Source organism: Acinetobacter towneri, from assembly GCF_001758345.1.
In the GTDB taxonomy this organism is placed as follows: domain Bacteria; phylum Pseudomonadota; class Gammaproteobacteria; order Pseudomonadales; family Moraxellaceae; genus Acinetobacter; species Acinetobacter towneri_A.
In genome coordinates, this window is record NZ_MKQS01000031.1 from 1 (window position 1) to 19,880 (window position 19,880).

Genomic DNA, 19,880 nt, shown 5'->3' on the forward strand with positions numbered 1-19,880 from the left:
GATTTTAGAGCGCTGTTACTGAAAAATGATTGTACTCAGAGTATGTCTAGACGTGGAAACTGTTGGGATAATGCAGTGACTGAAAGCTTCTTTCATACATTAAAAGGTCATGTGGTACATGGCAGTGTGTTTTCGACTCGAAAAGAAGCGAATGCTGTCTTGTTTGACTATATTGAAATTTATTACAATCGAGTCAGAAGACATTCTGCAAACGGCTGGTTAAGTCCAGAAGCCTTTGAACAGAAATATATTAAAAGTTTAGAGGGGCTGGTTGTCCACGATACTGTCTAGGATCAGTCTAAGATATTATTTAAATTAAATTGGAAAGTGACCGCTTGTTTAGCAATGGTCGTGTCATAACTGACAAAGGCATTGGCAAGCGCATAATCAGGCAGGTCAAAGGTATTTTCCGAATCGCCAGCACGTTTGCCTACATAGTTACCGCTTATACCGAAACGTAAATTACCGTTGTAAAGTTCGCCATACTCATACGCTAGTGCCAAAGATGCAGTATTTTTTGCCACATTCATTAGGCGATTGCCTTCAAGGCCAGTTTCATCTTCAGTTACTTTCGCATCTGTATAGGCATAGGTCAGGGTCGCATCAAGCTGATCGGTTACACGTCCTGTCAGGTCAAGTTCCGCACCTTTAGAACGCACTGCACCTGTCGTATGCAATTCGACTTCATTGGTCGATGAGTTCGTCACTTTAGCTAAGACATTACGCTTTTTAATATCATAGAGGGCAAAGTTGGCTTTAATACGGTCATTTAACTCATATTTCGCGCCAACTTCATAAGACTTGGCTTGTTCAGGTTGAACATCAGAGTCAATAACCGCATTGCCCAAGGGAGCGATTGTAGAGTTCGGTTTAAGTGACTCAGTATAACTGCCATAGAATGAAAGCTGATCATTCCATTTATAGACTAAACCTGCATGTGGAAGCCAAGCATCATCGTTAGTGTTGGTGTTCTCTTTAAACGGTCTGCCACGACCAGCATTCTGTTGATAGTTCAGGTAACGTCCACCCAGTACAGCAATCCATTTTTCATTTAAGTGAATTGCATCTTGCACATAAAAACCAAAGGTATGCAGTTTATCGGTTTGGTCACTATCTGACGCGACCACATTTTGAGATGCTTCAACAGTTGCATAACTTGGATTTAAATAATCTAATGTTGAGCTGCTGCCACGAACCATATCTGGACGGAAATATTTACGGTATTCGATGTCTGAACCAAGTTGAATATCATGCTTTAAACCAAACAGATGGGTTGAACCATTGATGTAGGCTTGAGCATTACTATCTTCACTCTGAGCATTTAAAGTCGCATCGGTACGGCGTGTCACGGTGTGATTGGTAGTATCTAATTTGGTTATGCGTAACTGGTTAGCATCATAAGTTTCGTAGTTGTAGGTATAGCCTAAGTGAGCTGACCAGTTGTCATTAATCTGGTGGTCAACTAACAATTGAGCCAAATGATCTTCGCCTTTCATTTGGTTAAATGCTTCATCTAGACGTTGATATTTAGAGATCGGTAGGGCTTTATTGGTTTTTGGGTCAAAAACGGTAGAGCGGTCAAAAGGTACATCAAAGTGACGATATTGATAACTCAGGTTCACTTTAGTTTGACCATTATCCCATGCGACAGATGGAGCAATTAAAGTCTGTTTGAGATTACCAAAATTACGCCAGTAGTCTGCATCGGAATGATCTGCAATAAAGCGATAAGCAAAATTACTGTCACCAATTGCACCCGTAGTATCTATGCTTGCACCTAAGCCATTTTTTACCTGCTGCATAGCTTGAACCGTAAACGGAAAGTTCAGTTTTCTGAGTCGTCTCAGGTTTTTTTGTAATAACATTGATTACACCACCCGGGTCCATAATGCCATAGAGCAATGAAGAAGGACCTTTTAATACTTCAACTTGTTCAACTGCCGCATTCATGGTTCGGCCTTGCACAATAGGCATACCATTTACGGTAATTGAACCGTCACGGTTATCACCAAAGCCGCGTTTCATGACCGTGTCTTGTGTGCCCCCTAAAGTATTACCCTGTGTAATGCCGCTGACTTGAGTCAGTGCATTGTCCAAGTTCGCAGGTAAATAATCTTTCATGTATTGCTTAGATACAACGTTAACAGTTTGGGGGCTTTCTAGATTTTTTTGTTTGCCTCTGAGGGTCGACGCCGTTTGTGTTGCGATATAACTTGAGTCTGCTTCAGCCTGAACTTTAATCGTTTCTAGTTGTTGCGGTTGAATCACGGTTGCTTCTGCCCAAGACATCATCGGGATGAAGGATAAAATTAAGCAGCTACTATGTTTTAAAATTTCAACAGTAATTAAATTTTTACGTGGGGAGAAAGCAAACATACGTATACCTAAGTAATATAAAAACATGAAAGGCAAAAAAAGAGCGACGATTCAGTGAGGAACAGGATTGCCGACTAGGCTCAAAAAAGTGTGTAAAGTATATATAAATGAGACTCATTTGCAATGACTTGCCAGCAACAAAGCTGCAGGAATAATTAGCGGCCGTTTATATTTATGGTTCACAATTAAATCTATACAGTTAGCTAGAAAAATATAGCTCTTAACCGTGGGGGTAACTCAAGTTTGCTCACAGGCAACATATTTTGTTTTTTGCCTTGTTGCAGACAATTTGTATGACTTCAAGTGGGTTGTAGTCCATAGGTCCAGTGACCTTTGCAAAATCGTAAATGTCACGACACATAGCACGGATGCGGTTCACTTGTTCATAAATCTTATGTTCTTGTTGTATCCCTTTTAAATGATTCATCCATTCAATCGGACGGATAGAGGTATATAGGCGTTTACCAAAAACAGGGTAGATATGTTTTTCTAATGCTCCCTTATTTCGAGTCATAGTGTCAGCGACCCATCTATTTTGTTTGGTATCTAACCATTCCTTTGCCGATACTTCAAAAGTGGCATTGTTATCTTCAAGTTCTTTCCGCTTTCGTTCCTGTTTGGTGATGATAGGATTTTCACCTTTACTAATATCCGTAATGAGTTCTTGTGCCTTTTTTCGTGCTAGTTGCCCACTTATTTCAGGATAGCCACCAATACCTAACCACGACCATTTACCATCAGGCTTTTTATATCTTAATTGCCAAGATTTATTTCCATCAGGTTTGACACGGAAATATAAGCCTTTACCGTCTAGCTCTCGATATTCTTTTGATTCAGGTTCAAGGTTTGCAAGAGCAGTATCAGATAAAGGACGGCGTTTTATTTCTTCTCTTTTCATTTCCTTGTATCCCTGCGGTTTCAATTTTTCTTCAAGGATACACGTAGGGATACACGGCGAGCAATACTATATAAAGTTAAGATCAGTTATATATAGGCAAGAAAAAAGGCTTAAACCATTACAGTTCAAGCCTTTACGTCTTATATATCGCTAAATGAAGTGATATAAATTTATGAATTTGGTGGGGTGGCGTCAATTGAACAAATTTAATAAGTATATGTTTTGTATAAACTAAAATTTATATAAAAATCCCAGTGTACACCACAGTGTACAAATTATATGTTGCTAGGCTGTTTTCTTGTCGGGTTTGGTGGGGGAAAGGGGAGTCCAACTCAGGATTTAAACTCGCTCGCACGCGCGCGTTTTTCTTGATTCTCTAGCACTTCAACAATTGTTTGCTGTGTTTTTTTTCGCTCCTCTTTTTGATGGAACGAAAAACTAAATATTTAAGCTGCTCACTTTACTGGTGGCTCAGGTATGGTCATCTTGACCACTGGGGGATAGTCCTATGTTCAGGCTATTTGTAGCAGTAAACCGCCCGAATAATCACACTGTAACTCTATTGGGATTTTAAGCCACTAAACCACACGACTGTTTAATCCCTCGCGTGCGCGCGCGTAGTTGTTGCGAAATGCAAAATTGCGCTGTCATGCTGTTAGTAAATGTTAGTTTTGCGGACTACTGTGCAAGTCCTGTTTAATCCCATGATGGTTTTAAACCATGTCTATTCATAAAGGCATGAAAGTTTGCAATGCAATATTGCTCTGACTTTCGCTCTAGTTCGTCATGCCTCTGTACCAATCTGTTATAGGTTGAATGGTGCATCCCTTTAGGCTTCAACTTATGCCACGACTTCATAAATGCGGTGTCATACTGCCAGTTGAGTTTATTCCTGATTTTATACATACCAACTCGGGTGCTTTCTAGCTTGCAACTCTGCTGTGTGCTGTAGTTCAGTTTGTGGCAAGTTCTACAGAAAAACATTGAATTGCGTAGGTATAGCTTTGCAACTCGCTTAGAACACTTTGGGCAATTAAACCAATAGCGTTTGCCACCGTAGTTGCATGGTGTAGTGACAACATCCACTAAATAGCGGTGCTGCTGCTCGTTGCATGTGTAGCTTAATACTAAACCGCCGTTATCGTAGTGATATGTTATAGATGAAAATACTTCTTGAGATTTGCCTTTTCGCCATGCCCATGAGTTACTTCCTCCACCATCAAATACCTTATATCGAGCCATGACTCGGCTGTCCAAGCTCAAGCAATCTTCAATTTGACCGTGTGTTTTTTCCATTGATAACCTCGCTTTAATTGATAGGTATTAAATCAGGCTCAATGCCTTATGTACTCTGTGTTTTAGTCATTTTACAGTGTTTTTCAATAAGAGATTTCACTAATGATTTAGGTTGGCAATCAAGGTCTAGGTTTTGTCTAATTAGACTTTGCCGATCTAATGCGGTCTAAGATGCCCAGTTATCAAGTAATACTTGAATACTGAATTACAGCCAAAAAAATACCCATACTGGGGAGTATGGGCAAAACTAAAAACTACAGCGATTTTTCTACATCAATTATAAAACAGTTTACTGCTCACTTGCTTTGCAGTTGGTCGGAAAGTGAAGTGCATCACAGCAATTGCAGAACATCGGCTTTTATCTCTGTGACTTCCCGATCTGCACCGCTTTGGTCTTTCCACTTCCTTGTTCTCAAGCTGCCCTCGATATAAACCTTGCTGCCTTTCTTGAGGTACTTACTAGCAATCTCTCCCAATCGGTTGTTGGTGCTAATTCTGTGCCATTCTGTAGCCTCTTTGCGCTCTCCAGTGGTCTTGTCTTTCCAGTGGTCGGTAGTTGCAACGCTAAAATTGGTAACGCTACCGCCGTTAGGGAAATTCTTAGTTTCAGGGTCACGACCTAACACACCCATCACGATTGCTTTGTTCACATTTGGCATTGTTCAATTCTCAACTGTGTATAAATTCGCATGGCATAGATAACCAAGCATTAAATGCTGCCCCTGTGTTGTCATCGGGCATATAGTCCTGCTCTAGTTGGTCGGGGGTAGTGAGCAATGTTTTTGCATGGTCAAAATATACAAGCTGCTCGCTTTGAATGAGCAATCTCTCAATGATATGCAACTCAGCATCATTGACCTTTAACACGCTCTTAACTGTTTCCCTCCATTCGGTTGCTGCTATACGTGCGGTCACAATAGGTACACCGTTATAGCGGTAATGGGTGCGCTTGCGGTCTAGTAGCCAATGGTAGCCATCTAGCGCACGTTTAACCAACATTGATAGGTCACGGCTTGTATGTTTCAGGTACTCAATCAAAATGGGTTTGTTGGCTCTCAACTCCTCCAGTAGTTCATCAGGTGGCATGACAGGACTTTCCCATCTCAACTGATTAGGGGGAGCGATAAACAATCTGCACTGGTGCGACTTCGCCAACTGAATTATGTGTAGTGCTTTTTGCATACTCATATCCCACCCCCGAACATATCAAGCGTCTTTGTGTCTATCACTTCTTTAGGCGGTGATGCTTTAGCCTTTACCTGTTTTTTTGGTGTTGTTACCTCGTTACAATGCTGTTCACCCCCTGTTACCCCATTTTGAAACGTTACATCGTTACAACCCTTGTGTGGCGTKGGTTTGAGCGGTTTTTGAAACGTTACATCATTCTTTTGTGTAACGCTTTGATTTTCGCTGTAAGCCTTGTGTGGCGTGGGTTGTAACGTTGTTACGTTTTGAATCCCTGCATCAGGGATGTAACGCTTAAACGCATCATCAAATTGGCTTAACTCATAACCGCTTTTGACAACTGTGCCGATACGCACTTTTTTGGATTTAATGCCAAAATACTTCAACCGAGTTGCAAGCTGATTTTGTGTTATTGGCTTTCCTCTATTCCAAGTTGCCCAAGTGTTTTCCTCGTCTGCATTGAGCGCATCAACCAATCCACCGCTAAACATATTTTTATGACCATGCTGCCCAAAAATTTGCTTTATATCTGTGAGTAGTTGCTCGTTTACGCTGAGGCTTGCAATCTCTGCCCCATCAATCTGTAACGCTGCATGATTTGCTTTTGCAAGCCATTCATCACTAGCAAGTTGAGCAATAATAAAAAGACTTTCCCAGTTGTCTTGCGCTCGGTCATGCAGTTGCTCAGGTAGTTGTGGGCGTGTGGTCTTGATAGCTTCAAAATTATCATTTACCCAACGTAAGCATTTACGTCTGACGTTGTGCCACTCGGCTTGGTCTGCATGTCGTAAACGCTGCTTTTGTTCACTAGGGAGTTTTCGCCGTAACTCTAAAATAATTGAGCGGTCTTTGATGGTTTCAGGTAGATGACCAATACCGCTAATCGCTTTAGCACAGTAAACATTAAAACGTGTTGGCTTGTTGTCCTCGCCATCGCATCGGATAACAAAGGCGTTTGTCCTGCTGTGACCTGCATTAATCACACCTCGTAAGTCCTCATTTTCTTTTAGGAACGTGTCCGCTTCATCAATCAGCAATGTGGGTTTCCATTCCTCAATAGCTCGGTACATCGCTGGTGATGAAATGTTAGAGGTAGACAATGACTTATAGCAAAGCTGTCCAATCAGGGTTAGAAGTTGGGTTTTGCCACATCGTTTTTCAGGTGCGGTAATACATGCGATTGGTGCAATCTGCATGGCATCAATTGCCCATGTGTAGAGAATCCATAACGCTGCTGCTATTCGGGTTTGTGGCTCACAAGCGATATGGTCATCAATGATTTGCTCAATGCTGTTCAGTAATTCATGACCGCTAACAGGCGTGTGCCACGCTTCCACATGCTCAAAAAAATCATCCCGATGCTTGTTTTCCGCTATCTCTTTTCGTTTGGCTTTGACAAGTTTGTCTAGGACGCTTGCACGTATGCCTAGCTGCTCGGCTTCTGCTGTCCGTGTCTGCTCGTATTGCAGTTCTGTAAGGTTAGCCAATCGCAAAATGTCATTGTCCAGTGGGTCGGCTTCTGCTTCCTCCAGTGGTGGCAATTGCTCAATCGCATCATTTAAAAATGACTGCACATCCTCCACGCTTTCGTACTGTGATAAGTCACATTCAAAGTCATCTTGATACTGATTCAACAATCTAACGGCGGTGTTTTCCTCCAGTGGTTTAAATGCTTCCAAGTGTTCAGGTCGGACTGGCATATAAAGCTGCTGATAGCCTGCCTGTGTTAATTGATTAATCACAAATTGCATCTGTTCAAAATCAAACGGCTTTAACACTGGTAGAGTTGAGTTGCACAATGTTGGGAGTAGCACTAAAGCAACGGCGTACCCTGTTTGAGCAATCTTAAAAAATGCCTCAAGGTTGTAGGTCACAATCACAGGCTTGGCATGGTCAAAATGACCATACCTTGCAAAGCCTTTAGCCAGTCCATCAGGTATGACTGCGACTGTCTTGTTATCCTGCATCACAGCACATTGAACAAGCTCCATTTGTCCATTGTAGATAGGCAAAATAATAGGACTGTCATAGCTAACGCCGTTGATGGTGACAATGCTGTCATCAACATGAATCGACTGTTCAGGACTGCCAAAACGCTGCACAAGCTCATGCTCAATGTATGCCTCAYCTGTTGGCATAAGCTCTGTGCATTGCGCTAGAATATCCAACGGCTTGAGTAGCTCGGGGGTGTCATGGTGTATTGTCATGTTCACCCCCTTTCATTACATAATCCACCGCAACTTCTAATAATTCATCTAATGAGCTACAAGCTAGGGTTAGTCCGTTTATAGCTGCTGCTGTATGCCCTTTTGCTAGGTTTAAATGCGCCAGTTCTTCAAGCGTGTATAGGATGCCAGTAGCAAGATTGACTATCATTGAGATGTCTAGGATTGTTTTTGCACTTGCACTTTCAATATCTTCTAAAGCGGCATTTGCTAGTGTTTCGCATACTCCAAGCATCGCCTTTGCTTTGGCATCTGATATATCGTGTTGGTCATAGCTCACATATAAGCGAAGCAATGTACCTTGCAGTGATTCAATAATCACTTGAGAATTTTCTAAAAAGTTTTGAGCGGTTTTATTGATTTGATTAGGCATGATGATTGCCTCCTAAGACAGTTTGAGTTTTGAGAAGTTTCACCAATATAAAACTGGTGATGGGATTCACTCTCGAGGTCTTAGACTCGCCCCACATATTCGCCATTGCTGACTTATTTTGTGATGTCATCCCATCATAGATGGATTGCAGCCTTGTTGGCGTAGCTGAAACGCTTGCGCTTGTTTTCTGCACAGCTTGAGAGGCTTTGCAAAACTTAGGCACAAAAAAATCACTTTTACGATGTGAGGAATCGCTAAGACTATTTGAGAGGTCTACAGCATAAGCGGAACGGCTTAGAGTTGCAATAACAAAGCAAAACAAAACAAAGCACACACCTAAAAGTAGTCCTTTGAACATTTCTAAAAATAGCTCTTTCATGCTGCTACCTCTTTCAAAATCGCATCATTCAAGGTGGCAAGGCTGCCTAAATGTAGAATCAAAACATCATTTGCATTTCCATCATTTAAAAGCTGCTTTCTTGCCTCGATAATGTCTGCAATGTCGCCATCCATGCCAGTGACCTGTAAGAATTTCATAGGCTCATCATTCAGGATTAAATCCGCTTCAATGTCGGCTTGATCTGTTGGGGTGAATGAAGCAAGGACGTAGGTATATAAATCTTTCATGCTTACAGCTCCTCCTGAATAATCTCTAGGACTTCAATCATCTGTGCTTTGATTTCTGACATTGAGAAGTTTTTGCCCTCCTCAATATCAATAATTAAACCGACTGCAACATCATAGATATTCGCTAACCGCAATTCGTCATCTGTAAAGGGGAGGTCATCCACCACGCTTGCAGATTTAAAATCTATAATTTCGCTCATGCTGCCACCTCCTTAACAAGCTCATAACGTGCATGTCTGCCAATGCCTGACTTATTGCGCTCGTTATGGGTCACAATGTCATAACCTGCATTTCGTAAACGCTGAATAATTGCGCTCAGTCGATAGCAGTTGAAAAGGTCGATAGCCTCAGCTTGCGAAAGGGTTTTTCCTTGCTTGAGGTGTGCTAGGACTTGTTTTAGTTGAGTGTTATTCATTGATTAAGCCCCCATTGCTGCAAGGCTTTGTTTTTGGTTGTTGTGCCACTCTACAAGCTCGGTATAGTCGAAATAGACTGGTGCTTGTTTGGTGTCGCCAGTCTTAATAGGTCGGGGAAAGGTGGCATCTGTACGCACGATATGGCGCAATGATTCACGGCTTACATCAAGGATTTGGCAAGCTGTTTTGAATTGAACACGGATTGGTTGAATAGTCATAAAAAAACCCATACATGAAAAAGTATGGGTTTAGTATGTTGTTGTTTTTTATTTAGAAAAATTCTTTACCTAGCTTAATGTTTTCTCAGCTAGCTTAATGTACGTTTAGCTAGCTTAATGCTATTTTTTTGAATATTTTTTACTTAACCATATAGCTATAGTTCTAGGGTCTTTTACGCCAACTTCTTGATAAATTTCCCTCGCACACTCTGCATAAGAATAATATTTACCTTGTTCATATAATTCAAAAGCTTTTCGCTGCTTCATTTGGCTAATAGCTTTTTTAGCTAGCCCACCTTTTTTATGAATATCAATTGAGTGTTTCTTCCTTGATTTTTTCAATTTGATTGATGTTTTGAGTCTATCGTTAATAACATTAATTGCGGAAGTCCATACAGTCATTTTATCTATATAAAAATATATAGCTTCAATAAAATCTTCCTCTGCATTAACAATCTCTTTTTTAGGCGTAGATAAGTATTCAAGAATCAATTGTTTATCATTTATTATTTTTGCTATGGTGCATAAATCATCAAAGGGTATATACCATTTAAATGATTGAAATATATCCGTAATAACCTCATTGCTTTCATCCATGCTTCTTCGTTTATCAAGCAATTCATAAAGTTTAAAAAGTAAGGATGAAGCCTTTTCAAATTCAACTTCCATTATTTCTAAAAAATTTTGATACGCATAAATAAATTGATTAGTTGCTATTAAAAGAATATTGAATATTGGGTCTTCATTAGTAAATGGAATATCCTCAATAAATTTATTGTGACCTTTTAATTGTTCGCCTTGTTCTTCAGTTATAAAAAATTGCTTATTCATACATGCCTCCCACAGCATCCCCAAAATGATGCTAAGCCAATCGGATTGGGTGTCCGACTTTCGGGAGCTAACCTAGACTTAGCAAACTGAATATAAACGATATTAAGTTATAATTGTGCATTTATTGGCTAGTAGTGCGACAAGCCTTGTCACTGTGCTTTTTTAAACTGAATAATGCTCTGATCTGCAATTTCTTCTAAATGATTGGCGTACCATTGCATCATGCTTGCTCTGTCATCTAAATATTGAGCCTTGTTATATACGCCTGCCACACCGTCCTTTACGTGTGCCAGTGCTGCTTCAATATGACGTTCATCAAAGCCACGATTGTTTAACAAGGTACTCGCAATATGTCTAAATCCGTGTGGTGTCTGTCTGCCCTCATAACCCATACGGCGCAAAGCCATAATGAAAACCGTGTCTGACTTTGGCTTGCTCTTGTCTGATCTGCTCGGAAATAAGTATTCAGAATTAGTTTCATAGCTTTGCAATTCTTTTAATAGGGTAGTGGCTTGAGTTGGCAACGGTACAAGATGCTCACGGCGTTTCTTCATACGTTCAGCAGGGATATTCCATAAGCCTTGCTCTAAATCAAATTCTTGCCACTTGGCTTGTCTTAGTTCAGTTGGTCGGCAAAACAACATAGCTAAAAGCTGCAAGCCTATACGCACATCCATAGTCGGATAATTATTGATAGCTCTTAACAGTGGGGGTAACTCAAGTTCGCTCACATGCAGCATGTTTTGCTTCTTGCCTTGCTGTAAGTATTTTTGAATGCCCTCAACTGGGTTGTAGTCCATACGTCCAGTGACCTTTGCAAAATCGTAAATGTCACGACACATCGAGCGCATACGGTTCACTTGCTCAAAAATACCTTTCTCTTGCTGAATACTTTTTAACAAGTTCATCCATTCAATAGGCTTTATGGTGGTGTACAAGCGTTTCCCGAAAATCGGAAATATATGTTTTTCCAGTGCGCCTTTATTTCGGGTCATGGTGTCCTGTACCCATGATTCCTTTTTTGTGTCTAACCATTCACGTGCTAAGACTTCAAAGGTAGCATTATTCTGCTCTAGCTCTTTGCGCTTGCGTTCTTGTTTGGTGATGATGGGATTATCGCCATGCGAAATGTCTTGAATTATCTCAGATGCTTTTTTCCTTGCACCTTTACCTGATAATTCGGGGTAAGTGCCAATGCCAAGCCATGACCATTTGCCATCAGCTTTTTTATATCTGAATAACCATGCTTTTTTGCCATCAGGCTTTACACGAAAATATAAGCCATCGCCGTCTAGCTCCCGATATTCTTTTGATTCAGGCTCTAGGTTAGCTAGTACGGTATCTGATAAAGGTCTACGTTTTATTTCTGTTCTTTTCATGGCTTGTACACCAACGGATTCAATAAATCTTGCAATGTACATGGTAGTGTACACGGCGTATGTACACTGTAGCTAGTTATATTTAGTTATGTTTAGGCAAGAAAAAAGGCTCAATCCCTTTAGAATCAAGCCTTTATCTTTTAAAACTTGGCATATTTTGCCATGTTTTGTTAGGTATATGGTGGAGGTGGCGGGAGTTGAACCCGCGTCCGCCAACACTACACTCGAGAATACTACATGCTTAGATATCGTCTATTATTTTAACACTCTAAGACCCGACGAACAGGGTTCAAAGTGCGATCCTCTAAGTTTGGTATAAAGTCCCGAGGCTCAACTTTATACGGACTTGTGTGCGTGCGCTTCAGTCGGGTTCACTGACCACAAGTATTCAGTGAAGCGGACAAGCTGCCCTTAGGCAGCTAGAGCGTAAGATTCGTCGTTTGCGACTATTTTAATGCAAATTTTATTTACGAGAGAAAATGCGCTCTCGGCATGCATCTATGAGCTTCATCATCAGCGTCGAAGCCAATAACACCCCCATATCACAGCGCTATCATAGCATAGTTGGCAAAAATTACGATGTATTTTCTGCACAATTAAACATTTCAATGCGCTTAGTTACATAATTGCGCTAATATTTTCTTTTTCAAGTCAAATACACAAGAATATGGGTTATTTACTAGCACTCGATCAAGGTACAACCTCTAGTCGCGCCATCATCTTTAATGAACACGGACAAGTTCAGGCTACGGCACAACGTGAAACCCAAATTCAGACTCCGCAATCAGGCTGGGTGGAGCAAGATGCCCAAGAAATTTGGTCAAATCAAATTGCAGTGGTGCAACAGGCATTGGCAACTGCAGGTATTTTGGCCAAAGACATTTGCGCAATTGGAGTAACCAATCAACGTGAAACCACAGTAGTGTGGGATAAACGCACAGGCAAACCTCTAGCGCCTGCAATAATTTGGCAAGATCGTCGTGCTGCAGATTGGTGTCATCAGCTGATTCAAAATAACCAGATGCAATTGATTCAACAAAAAACAGGTCTGCGTATCGATCCATATTTTAGTGCAGGCAAACTGGTGTGGCTGCTGGAGCATGTCGGTGGATTAAAAGCATTAGCACAGCAGGGGCATGTGGCTTTTGGCACCATCGACAGTTGGTTAATCTGGAATTTGACCCAAGGCGCAGAGCATGTCATTGAAGCGAGTAATGCCTCAAGAACCATGTTGATGAATTTACATCGTCAAACTTGGGATGAAGAATTGCTGGAATTATTTCAAATTCCCGCATCGGTTTTACCTAAAATTATTGCATCTGACAGTTATATTGCAGATACGGCAACAGGTTTATTGGGCGCAAATATTCCCATTACAGGTATTTTAGGCGATCAGCAGGCGGCGTTGTTTGGGCAATCTTGTTTGGAGGTTGGCACAGCAAAAAACACCTACGGTACAGGCTGTTTTATGTTGTTCAATACAGGCAATCAGGTGCAGTTTAGTAAAAATAAATTACTCACCACTTTGGCGTGGCAATGTCAAAATCAAACCCATTTTGCCCTAGAGGGCAGTGTCTTTATGGCTGGGGCTGTGGTGCAATGGCTACGGGATGGTTTGGGGATTATTCAACAAAGCTGTGATGTTGAACAACTCGCCAATAGTGTAACTTCGAGCGAAGGGGTGGTGCTAGTTCCGGCTTTTACAGGACTTGGAGCGCCACATTGGGACAGTGAAGCGCGAGCGCTTTTATGTGGAATGTCACGTGGCACGAACAAGGCACATATTGCGCGTGCTGCCTTGGAATCTATTGCATTTCAAGTGTCGGATGTACTTTCTGCGATGCAATCCGATTTAGATCATCCACTGAAAGAACTGCGGGTCGATGGTGGGGCGAGTCAAAATGATATGTTGATGCAATTCCAAGCCGATATTTTAAATGTGCCTGTGTTACGTCCTAAAATGTTGGAATCAACTGCTTGGGGAGCAGCAGCCATGGCAGGTTTAAAGGCGGGTGTATTTTCTGACTTATCTGAAATTTCAGCATCTTGGCAGTTAGATCGGTTATTTGAACCTCAAATGAATGAAGCAGAGCGGGCTGAACATTTAGCGCGTTGGCAACAAGCCTTAAAACGCGCCAAGTCAGATTTATAATGAGCGCTATTTCTTAAATAGCGATAAGTTAAATAAATCTTAAACTACAAGCCTCATCAGCTGTGTTTATCAGGCTTGTAGTTATTTTTTCTTCGTTACAACAAGCGTGCATTGATCTTATAGATCACGCCTTACATTGCCTCACGTTGAGCTTCATCTTCTAAATAACTTTCTAAAGAATCATCTAGTGCATACAGCCATGGTGTGTGATGCGGCTTGGCCATTTTTCCTGTCATCACTGAGCGGTAAACTTTATCTCTAAAGCCCATAATATTTTCTTTTTTATGCTTTTTCCATTGCATGAAAATATCGTGTACTGCATCAATATTGAAAGATGGATAGTCGGTCTGCGCAATCAGGCGTTTGATGTAATCACCTTGGAAACGCGCGGATTGTTCATCATTCATTAAGCGTTGTTCTTTTTCATGTAAGGCTTGGGTATGGCGTTGCATTTCGTCTGTGCTTGGTAACGCAATTTTGCCCAAAATCACATCGCGGACAAACCATGCCTGCGCATCGAACATATTGAAAGTGTACCATTGATCTTGCATGCCTAAATAAAACAAACGAGGATTCTTTTCCCACACCACGCCCTGATATAAACCTAGAGGATAAAGACAGTTATGCGTTCTGAGCCGCAAGTTATCTTCAATAAATGGGAAGTGGTGTAAATAGCCAGTACATAAAATAATGGCATCAATTTTGGCCGATGTTCCATCGCCAAAATAAGCAGTATTTTCATCTACACGCAGTAATTGTGGTTTTTCAGACCAGTTTTTTGGCCATTTAAAGCCCATGGGTTTAGTGCGATAGCAACTGTAAATTTGTTTGGCGCCGTATTTATAGCATTGTGAGCCAATGTCTTCGGCAGAGTAACTGCTGCCCACCAACAATACTGTTTTACCTTTAAATTCCAGTGCATCACGGAAATCATGCGCGTGTAAAATACGACCATGGAATTGATCAAAGCCTTCATAAACAGGTACGCGCGGGGTAGAAAAGTGCCCAGAGGCCACCACGACATAATCAAACTGTTCTGAATAATGACGTTGCTGTGCGTAATCTTCGACATCAACTGTGAATTTTTGCGTCGCATCATCATAATGAATATGTTGAACGGCAGTGTTAAAGCGGACTAAATCTTTCACCTGTGCTTTTTCTGCACGCCCTTGAATATAATCCCACAACACTGCGCGTGGCGGATAAGACGCGATGGGTTTTTTGAAGTGTTCATCAAAAGTATAATCGGCAAATTCTAGCGCTTCTTTAGGGCCATTTGACCATAAATAACGGTACATACTGCCGTGGACAGGTTCACCATGTTCATCTATACCTGTGCGCCAAGTATAGTTCCAGAGCCCACCCCAATCATTTTGTTTTTCGAAACATACAATTTCAGGAACTTGTAGACCTTTGGCCTTTGCTGACTGAAACGCTCTTAATTGGGCCATGCCGCTTGGGCCAGCGCCAATAATTGCAATTCGATCCATTGCTATCTCCATTAGTTTTTGAGTTCTTAATTACTTCTCCAATTTTGAGTGACACAATTCAGGATTTTAAATATCCGCATTATTAAAATAAGCAAATACAATCCTAAATTTAGAGGTCAAATAGACCTTGTCAAAATAGGATGTGAATTAAAAAAATAGAAAAAATAAAATACACAAAAGACAGTAAAAATTGCTTAAGCAACTCATCTTTATAAAAAAATGTATTTTACAAGAAGCATGATCTTATCATAATTTCTGATTGATTTTGGCTTTTCTTAGTTGTAAAAGTGAATTTGAGGTCATTCTGTTAATGTGGTTAATTTTACCTTTTGGTATATTTAATTGATTCTTAAGTAATTTTCCCTATGGTCTCTAAATAGAATTTGGTTAGATTTTTTTAAAATTTGTTTGAATTGAAGTGCTTTAAGGGCGCTGAGAAACTTTTTTGTGAGCTCACTTACAATGATGAAAGATAACAGCAATAAGAAAGCAGAGTAGATGATTGCGATTCGAAGTTCATTGAGTGAGGTTTATCGTTTGTGGTGTAAAGGATAAACAGAGAAACTTAAACATTGGATGAACTAGGCGCACCCAATGTTTTTAATTTTGAGTAGAGATAAAGAAGAATTAAAGTTTACGCCACACCTTATTTTCATCTTCTAAAGCGATAGTAAAGTTAAATTCGTCATCTACGGTCACTAAGTAAGAATTAGGATTAACCAATAGAACTTTTAAAATTGTACCTTGCTCGAATTCAATTGGTGCGCAGTTTTCTTTACGTAGAACAATAGGTTCAAGTAGCTCAATAGCAATGTTTTCTGTTGGAGATTCCATACCGCACCCTAAATGAGTTATTTTTAATCAACTGTATTATATAGTAAATTGATGAATAATCTACACAAAATCGTAAATTTGTGTCGGGTTTAAACATTTGGTATTTAAATGGTTGGTCAAAAAAACGCAATAAATATCTCCAATACTGCATAATTTGACACTTTAAAAATATAGAGAAAAATTGCAATTTCATTTAATTTTTTAGATGAATGGCAAATGAACAGCGCAGTAAAATATAGCCGATTGATGAAATTTACAGTTTGCAGTATAAAAATAAAATTATTGCTGAAAAAACAGCGTATAAAGTATAAAAGTTAAAGTATCCATCCACGCTTTTTTAAGTGGTGAAGGCACTGGGTTTTACATTCCAATTTAAAAAATAAAGGCTTTTTGTCTGCATGTTTAAGTCATTTTTTCCAAATCCAAAGTGGTTTTTTATTTCATTGCTTTTTTGGTTCGCGATCAATCTAGCTTTGTGGTATTCAGGCGGTAGCGCATGGGGCAGTTGGATTGGTTTCCCGCAAGGCTATGCCGAAGCAACATTACCCATCGATGTCAGCCGTTTTTGGTCACCTGCATTTTTATGGTTTTACCTGTGGTTTTTTGTGGCAACGACGCTGTTTGCCATTTTCTGGAAACTTAAAGCAAATCACCCATGGCAGCGCTGGTCGGTATGGGGATCGGCATTCATCCTGTTTAATATTTGGTTTGGGGTACAAGTCAATGTTGTGGTGAATGCTTGGTACAACCCATTTTATGACCTGATTCAAAAAATGCTCAGTAGCGGCGGTGGAGATGTCAATGAACTCTATGCAGGTGTGCTGACCTTTTTATACATTGCCATGGTGGCAGTGACCTTAATGGTTTTGAATTTATTTTTTGTCAGTCACTATGTTTTTCGTTGGCGTACGGCAATGAATAATTATTACACCGCACATTGGGAAAAACTGAGACACATTGAAGGGGCTTCACAGCGTATTCAAGAAGATACCATGCGCTTTGCAAAAACCATGGAAACTTTAGGGGTAAATTTAGTCGAAGCCCTAATGACTTTGTTGGCATTTTTACCTGTGCTGTTTAGTTTGTCTGTGCATGTCAAAGCCCTGCCTATAGTGGGGGAAATTCCGTATGCCTTAGTTTGGGCTGCAGTGGGTTGGGCAGTATTTGGTACAGTGGTGTTAATTGTGGTGGGTGCGAAGTTACCAGGTCTGGAATTTAATAACCAAAAAGTTGAGGCGGCTTATCGTAAAGAATTGGTTTATGGTGAAGATCACGCTGAACGTGCCGATCCGCTGAGTTTAAAAGAACTGTTTAGCAAAGTACGTTTGAACTATTTCCGTTTATATTTCCACTATGCCTATTTTAACTTGGTACGTATTTGGTACATGCAATTGGACAATATATACGGTTTATTTGTGTTGTTCCCAAGTATTGCCGCCGGGGCTATTACATTGGGTTTGATGATGCAAATTGCCAACGTATTTGGCAAAGTTCGTGAATCTTTTCAGTATCTGATTGCATCTTGGCCAACCATTATTGAACTCTTGTCTATCTATAAGCGTTTAAAAGCATTTGAATCGACACTGGATCAATAGTTGTGGTGGCGACATCCATGATTTGTTGTGGATGTCACGTTCACATGTTCAGAGCCATGATTGCTAAATATAAATTGATCTCAACAGTTGTATAAAAATAATATGAGTGTTAGTTTTCAAAATCATAAAAAACTGTGATGAACTGGATTTTTTTATAAAAATATCAAACTCGATTCAAATAAAGCGATGATTATTTAATTATAAAATCAAGGTGTTAGATTTGTTATTTTCCGCCAATTCATATATTTTCATTCCTATAAAAACAATTGAGATTTGAAACGTGACCTGGAAAAAAATACTTTTAATGGGGGGGGTGGGCAGCCTATTATTTGGTTGTGCAACAGTCGATCAATATAGCCCAAATTCGGTGAAGCATTTTGCATCTCCACAAGAACTGATTGTTCAAAAACAATTAAATCAGCCGAGTGGTGCCGCTAAAGAATATGTCTATTATTGGGGGCCACAGCGCAAAGATCAGCCTGCTGAATCTATGATTCCACGTAAATATATGGGCAGCTATTGTCAGTCACAAAATGGACGCCTCACGCTTGCCTATAAAAGCTCAATGAGTTTAGTCAAAAATGCATGGTCTAAAAAATTACTCAATACTTATCGAGATGTAAAACAGGGGATTGGGGCATACCGTTGTGTAGGTAATCAGGGTGATAGCTGGATTGTATCTATTGAGCCTGTGGCAGAGCGCCAGTTGGAACAGCGTGGTGAAGTGCGAGTGGTGAGTTTGGTCACTAAAATAATGTCTGAAGATGAAGCGCGACGTTTTTACCGAGCGACTTCTGAATCCGCAAAGGCAGGACCTAAAGCAACTCCAAGTAATCCCAAAACAATAAATAAAACCAAAGTTGCTGAAGTGAAAGAAAAACCTGAAGAGAAAAAAGAGCCAGTGGCTGTAGCAGTAAAAACAGCTCCACCACGTGTGGTTGAAACACCGCAACAGCAACAGACACGTTTATATGTCGCGGCACGTCGCGATTTAAACAGCGGGCGTAATCAAAATAATGCCTGTAATAATGCACAACGTGCTTATAATTATGGCAAGTTGCAAGGTGCAGAGGGTACACGTATTTATACAGAATCTGGCATGTTGGTGGCTCGTTGTTTAACGGGTGTTTCGAGTTATCGGAGTCGTTTCCCAAATTCCGATGCGCAGGCAAGACGTATTTTGCAGAATTTAGCCAATAATTATAATCATGCAGGGGCTAAGAATATGTTAAGAGGCATGAAGTGAGGGTAACTCTCACTTGCAAAGCCAACTTTTAATTTTAAATTTTTAATTTTATGTAAATTTGTTTATGTCCACTATCAAAAATACGTTCGTCATAGTCAAAAATATTTGTATGACTTTTAATCAAATCAACAACTTTTTTAAAGCCATAGTTTCTGGGATCAAAGTCATTTTGTAAAAGTTTCCATTGCGATGTGAATGAAGAAGCAGGAATCCATTCAGTATCATGATTGTCAAAAATTTGTTTAATAATATGTAGTGGTAGTTTCTGCGCTGAAGTGGTGTTGTTTAAGACTTCAGTTTTACTAGAGGGTTGAGGATGCTGTTCTTTCTTCGTTTCAATCAAAGGGAGTTCTTTAATTTGAGGTTCTTCATATCCACTTAGGTTCTCGACATAGGTGAAGTGAGAACAAGCATTTCGGAAGGCTTCGGGCGTTTGTTTCGAGACTGTAAATTAAATTGTGTAATTGCCTGAATTTGCTATGTTCATATTCACAACGGAGTCAGGCAACATGATGAACGAACAAAAACTAAAAGACCTTGCAGCAGAATTTGCTAAAGGAATCAAAACAGAAGACGATCTCAATCAATTCACCCGATTGTTGACTAAACTCACTGTTGAAACGGCTCTCAATGTCGAACTTACCGAACATCTCGGACATGAAAAGAATGCTCGTAAGAACGGTTCAAATGCTCGTAACGGTTATTCCAGTAAGACCGTGCTGAGCGATGATGGTGAGAT

20 protein-coding genes, 1 other RNA gene and 2 pseudogenes are annotated in these 19,880 nt (G+C 40.3%); 5 read left to right on the forward strand and 18 right to left on the reverse strand.

Going from position 1 to position 19,880, the window contains the following annotated elements:
- On the forward strand, window positions 1-291 hold a 291-nt coding region (locus BJN41_RS12290), incomplete at its 5' end, for an IS3 family transposase (RefSeq protein ID WP_141730355.1).
- Between the two features lie 5 nt (window positions 292-296).
- Here the strand turns inward: BJN41_RS12290 and BJN41_RS12295 are convergent.
- From BJN41_RS12295 to ssrA, 15 genes and pseudogenes are all read right to left on the reverse strand, one after another.
- A pseudogene (locus tag BJN41_RS12295) lies at window positions 297-2,376 on the reverse strand (TonB-dependent siderophore receptor); the annotation flags it as partial.
- 212 nt (window positions 2,377-2,588) lie between these two features.
- Window positions 2,589-3,274, reverse strand: a pseudogene (locus tag BJN41_RS12300) (tyrosine-type recombinase/integrase); the annotation flags it as partial.
- Between the two features lie 696 nt (window positions 3,275-3,970).
- Entirely contained in the window at window positions 3,971-4,570 is a 600-nt protein-coding gene (locus BJN41_RS12305; RefSeq protein ID WP_070155530.1) for a hypothetical protein, read from the reverse strand.
- Between the two features lie 332 nt (window positions 4,571-4,902).
- A complete protein-coding gene (gene ssb, locus BJN41_RS12310; RefSeq protein ID WP_070155532.1) occupies window positions 4,903-5,229 on the reverse strand; it encodes a single-stranded DNA-binding protein in 327 nt (108 codons plus the stop codon).
- Between the two features lie 10 nt (window positions 5,230-5,239).
- Window positions 5,240-5,569: a hypothetical protein gene (locus tag BJN41_RS15455; RefSeq protein WP_141730408.1), complete on the reverse strand. Its 330-nt coding sequence runs from the start codon at window positions 5,567-5,569 to the stop codon at window positions 5,240-5,242.
- 185 nt (window positions 5,570-5,754) lie between these two features.
- Complete coding sequence (locus tag BJN41_RS15175; protein ID WP_081406304.1) at window positions 5,755-7,962, reverse strand: DUF3631 domain-containing protein; 2,208 nt, start codon at window positions 7,960-7,962, stop codon at window positions 5,755-5,757.
- On the reverse strand, window positions 7,946-8,353 hold the full coding sequence (locus BJN41_RS12325; RefSeq protein ID WP_070155538.1) for a hypothetical protein: 408 nt from the start codon (window positions 8,351-8,353) through the stop codon (window positions 7,946-7,948). Before BJN41_RS12325 ends, BJN41_RS15175 begins: the two co-directional genes overlap by 17 nt.
- Window positions 8,346-8,732 (reverse strand): hypothetical protein, encoded by a 387-nt coding sequence (locus BJN41_RS12330; protein WP_081406305.1) that lies wholly within the window; start codon window positions 8,730-8,732, stop codon window positions 8,346-8,348. Before BJN41_RS12330 ends, BJN41_RS12325 begins: the two co-directional genes overlap by 8 nt.
- Window positions 8,729-8,980: a hypothetical protein gene (locus BJN41_RS12335; protein WP_070155540.1), complete on the reverse strand. Its 252-nt coding sequence runs from the start codon at window positions 8,978-8,980 to the stop codon at window positions 8,729-8,731. Before BJN41_RS12335 ends, BJN41_RS12330 begins: the two co-directional genes overlap by 4 nt.
- 2 nt (window positions 8,981-8,982) lie before the next feature.
- A complete protein-coding gene (locus BJN41_RS12340) occupies window positions 8,983-9,180 on the reverse strand; it encodes a hypothetical protein (RefSeq protein ID WP_070155542.1) in 198 nt (65 codons plus the stop codon).
- A complete protein-coding gene (locus tag BJN41_RS12345) occupies window positions 9,177-9,395 on the reverse strand; it encodes a helix-turn-helix domain-containing protein (protein WP_070155545.1) in 219 nt (72 codons plus the stop codon). The genes BJN41_RS12340 and BJN41_RS12345 overlap by 4 nt, the downstream gene beginning before the upstream one ends.
- A 3-nt stretch (window positions 9,396-9,398) precedes the next feature.
- Window positions 9,399-9,614: a transcriptional regulator gene (locus BJN41_RS12350; protein ID WP_070155547.1), complete on the reverse strand. Its 216-nt coding sequence runs from the start codon at window positions 9,612-9,614 to the stop codon at window positions 9,399-9,401.
- Between the two features lie 120 nt (window positions 9,615-9,734).
- On the reverse strand, window positions 9,735-10,445 hold the full coding sequence (locus BJN41_RS12355; protein WP_070155549.1) for a hypothetical protein: 711 nt from the start codon (window positions 10,443-10,445) through the stop codon (window positions 9,735-9,737).
- Between the two features lie 149 nt (window positions 10,446-10,594).
- A complete protein-coding gene (locus BJN41_RS12360; RefSeq protein ID WP_070155552.1) occupies window positions 10,595-11,824 on the reverse strand; it encodes a tyrosine-type recombinase/integrase in 1,230 nt (409 codons plus the stop codon).
- Between the two features lie 179 nt (window positions 11,825-12,003).
- Window positions 12,004-12,363, reverse strand: a transfer-messenger RNA (tmRNA) gene (gene ssrA / locus BJN41_RS12365).
- Between the two features lie 128 nt (window positions 12,364-12,491).
- Between ssrA and glpK the strand changes: the two genes are divergently transcribed.
- Window positions 12,492-13,976 (forward strand): glycerol kinase GlpK, encoded by a 1,485-nt coding sequence (glpK, locus tag BJN41_RS12370; RefSeq protein ID WP_019838356.1) that lies wholly within the window; start codon window positions 12,492-12,494, stop codon window positions 13,974-13,976.
- Between the two features lie 131 nt (window positions 13,977-14,107).
- Here glpK and BJN41_RS12375 read toward each other — a convergent pair whose 3' ends face one another.
- Both BJN41_RS12375 and BJN41_RS12380 read right to left on the reverse strand, forming a co-directional pair.
- Window positions 14,108-15,466, reverse strand: a complete 1,359-nt coding sequence (locus BJN41_RS12375) for an NAD(P)-binding domain-containing protein (RefSeq protein ID WP_019838357.1) — start codon at window positions 15,464-15,466, stop codon at window positions 14,108-14,110.
- Between the two features lie 627 nt (window positions 15,467-16,093).
- Entirely contained in the window at window positions 16,094-16,300 is a 207-nt protein-coding gene (locus tag BJN41_RS12380) for a hypothetical protein (RefSeq protein ID WP_019838358.1), read from the reverse strand.
- A 398-nt stretch (window positions 16,301-16,698) separates the two neighbouring features.
- Here BJN41_RS12380 and sbmA point away from each other — a divergent pair, with 398 nt between their 5' ends.
- Both sbmA and BJN41_RS12390 read left to right on the forward strand, forming a co-directional pair.
- Window positions 16,699-17,895, forward strand: coding sequence for a peptide antibiotic transporter SbmA (gene sbmA / locus BJN41_RS12385; RefSeq protein WP_070155555.1), 1,197 nt, complete (start codon window positions 16,699-16,701; stop codon window positions 17,893-17,895).
- Between the two features lie 280 nt (window positions 17,896-18,175).
- On the forward strand, window positions 18,176-19,141 hold the full coding sequence (locus BJN41_RS12390) for a hypothetical protein (RefSeq protein ID WP_227515239.1): 966 nt from the start codon (window positions 18,176-18,178) through the stop codon (window positions 19,139-19,141).
- Window positions 19,142-19,175: 34 nt separating this feature from the next.
- Here BJN41_RS12390 and BJN41_RS12395 read toward each other — a convergent pair whose 3' ends face one another.
- Window positions 19,176-19,484, reverse strand: a complete 309-nt coding sequence (locus BJN41_RS12395; protein ID WP_227515240.1) for an OST-HTH/LOTUS domain-containing protein — start codon at window positions 19,482-19,484, stop codon at window positions 19,176-19,178.
- A gap of 169 nt (window positions 19,485-19,653) precedes the next feature.
- Between BJN41_RS12395 and BJN41_RS12400 the strand changes: the two genes are divergently transcribed.
- Window positions 19,654-19,880: transposase (locus BJN41_RS12400; protein WP_141730407.1), on the forward strand; the 227-nt coding region annotated here is incomplete at its 3' end.